Here is a 597-nt window from a genome sequence, read left to right as displayed (position 1 = left end):
GCTTTGAGCGGCTTGGAATCGTCGCACAAAATGTCGAGCCGCTCGTGGCGATGGCCCCAGCCGTGCAGGATCAGGCTGAACAGGCAGGTCGTGGTCAGATCGAGCGTCCACTTTCCCGTCTGGCTTGCGTCGGCGCGCAGGTGTTTTGTCTCTTTGGCGATGGTCTTGCCGTAGCCGCGCGCAAAGCGCAGCACGCAGTCGAGGACTTCGCTGCTCTCCTTATCGGCGGCCGCCGCTGCGAACAGCCTCGGCGCGTCGGCCGGATCGAAGGATTTCATGAAGGCCTGGAGCTCGTGCGCCAGCTGCGGCACAGGCTGGCCGGCGGCGAACAGGATGCGGTGCATTGCGTTCATGACAAAGCGATGCAGATCGTAGCGGTAGAACAGCCAGTTTTTCGCGGCAAGCACCGGCTCGAACAGATATTCGAAGGCCTTGCCGCCGAGATTGAGACGCTTGTCGGCGGCGATCACGATCGCGCGGCCGCTGACGCGCCGCGCAAGGTCGAGCGCGATCACCGGCCAATTGTCGCGCTTGCGCAGCGATTTCGATTTCAGCTCGGGCGCCTGGATCCGGTACTTTGTCCGGATCTCCGTCACC

1 protein-coding gene is annotated in these 597 nt (G+C 63.3%); it reads right to left on the bottom strand.

Annotated features, from left to right (window positions below; translation table 11 throughout):
• Positions 1–597, bottom strand: a 597-nt coding sequence (locus tag EOA60_RS38035) for a hypothetical protein (protein ID WP_206628462.1), incomplete at both ends; no start/stop codon positions are given.

Origin of the sequence: Mesorhizobium sp. M1A.F.Ca.IN.020.06.1.1 (assembly GCF_004023265.1) — a bacterium.
Classification (GTDB): domain Bacteria; phylum Pseudomonadota; class Alphaproteobacteria; order Rhizobiales; family Rhizobiaceae; genus Mesorhizobium.
This window is presented reverse-complemented; position numbering and strand designations above follow the sequence as displayed.